Source organism: Streptomyces katrae (assembly GCF_000966975.1).
Classification (GTDB): domain Bacteria; phylum Actinomycetota; class Actinomycetes; order Streptomycetales; family Streptomycetaceae; genus Streptomyces; species Streptomyces katrae.
This window is the reverse complement of sequence record NZ_JZWV01001359.1, coordinates 1-1,682: the sequence shown is the minus strand read 5'-3', so window position 1 is coordinate 1,682 and position 1,682 is coordinate 1. Positions and strand designations below refer to the sequence as shown.

Here is a 1,682-nt window from a genome sequence, read left to right as displayed (position 1 = left end):
CGCCGGTCCTCCGGCGGCGGCGCCCCCGTCGCGCAGCCGGGACAGGAGCAGTTCCACGGCGTCGGCGGCGGCCCGGTCCAGATGCAGGTCGACCGCCGTGAGCGGCGGCTCGCAGGTACGGGCGCGGGGGCCGTCGTACCGGGTGACGACCAGTACGTCCTCGGGGACGCGCCGGCCGCTGTCGCGGATCGCCCGGACCGCGCCCACGGCGAAGACGTCGACCAGGGCGCAGACGGCGTCGGTCCGCGGGTGCTCGGCCAGCAGGGCCGCGCAGGCCTCGTACCCGGCCTGCTCACCGCCCTCCTCGGGGGCGGTGGCGACGAGGGGGGTCCAGCCCTCCTCGGCGGCGGCGGTTTCGTAGGCGGCGCGGGCGTCGACGGAGGAGTGGCGCCTGCCGGCGCCGATGAGGAGGGCCGGCCGGCGCGCCCCCTGCTCCCGCAGGTGCCGCAGCAGCAGTCCGGTGACGGGGCCGCCGCGCAGGTCCACGTACGGGGCGTCCGTCCGGGCCACCTCGCGGCCGAGCGCCACGTACGGCAGGCCGCGCTCGCGCAGCTGGGCGACGGCCGGGTCGTCCTCGCCGGGCTCGACCACGATGGCGCCGTCGATGTCGAGGGAGTGCAGCGGGGATCCGGACTGCACGGGCGGGACCAGGACGAGTGCGTAGCCGTGCACCATCGCGCGTTCCGCCGCGGCGGCGGCGATCTCCATGTAGAAGCCGAGGCGGGAGGGTCCGGCGGCCACCGCGAAGGGCATGGAGGAGGCGAGGGCGATGGCCTTGGCCTGGCCGTTGCGCAGGCGCTGCGCACGCAGGTTGGGCCGGTAGCCGAGCTCGGCGGCGGTCCGCTTGATGCGTTCGCGGGTCCGGGGGTCGACCTTGCCGAGCCCGTTGAGGGCGTGGGACACGGTGGTCGGCGACACGGACGCGGCCCGGGCGACGTCGGCGATCGTCGGCGGCCGCCTGCGGGCACCGCCGGGGGAACCGGGGGCAGAACCGGAAGCGGAACTGGGCATCTGCGGAAGCGCTCCTCGCTCGTGCGGCCGGGTCGGTCCGCCCATCTTCGCCGAACCGCCCGGCGTCCTCCAGCCCCGCCCCCGCCCTCAGGGCCGGAGCGTGCGCTCAGCGGTACCGGTAGACGATCCGGCCGCGGGTGAGGTCGTAGGCGCTCAGCTCCACGAGCACCCGGTCCTCGGGGAGGATCTTGATGTAGTTCTTCCGGATCTTCCCGCTGATGTGCGCGAGCGCTTGGTGCCCGTTCGGGAGCTGCACCTTGAAGGTCGCGTTACGCAGGCACTCGACGACGGTGCCTTCCACTTCGATGCCCTTGGCTGTTCTCGGCAATGTGTTCCGTTTCTCTCGGCTGACGATTCACGTCGCTCCGCACGCTACCCGGAGCCCCGCTTCCCGCCCAACCGGTTTTCCGCCGGATGTCCGCCGGCGGACGTCCGGTCCGGAAAAAGTTTTCCGCTGACGCCTATCGAACGGCCGTCCGCCGGGAATGCTGCGGGTGTTCTCCCGCCCCGGTCCGACGCTCCGTCAGCGTCCCGCCGGGGCGGGCCTTCCGTACCGAGCCCGGGAGGTAATACGCCATGCAGCCGACCCCCACCGCGTCCCCGGCCCCCACCCGCCGCGGTCTGCTCGCCGGCCTCGGAGTGGCCGCCGTCGCCCCGCTCGTCCTCGGCGC

The 1,682-nt window shown here is 74.6% G+C and carries 2 protein-coding genes; both read right to left on the bottom strand.

Going from position 1 to position 1,682, the window contains the following annotated elements; translation table 11 throughout:
* Positions 1-1,011: LacI family DNA-binding transcriptional regulator (locus VR44_RS37225; RefSeq protein WP_045952098.1), on the bottom strand; the 1,011-nt coding region annotated here is incomplete at its 3' end.
* A 106-nt stretch (positions 1,012-1,117) separates the two neighbouring features.
* Positions 1,118-1,339, bottom strand: a complete 222-nt coding sequence (gene infA / locus VR44_RS37220; protein WP_045952097.1) for a translation initiation factor IF-1 — start codon at positions 1,337-1,339, stop codon at positions 1,118-1,120.
* Positions 1,340-1,682 lie beyond the last annotated feature (343 nt).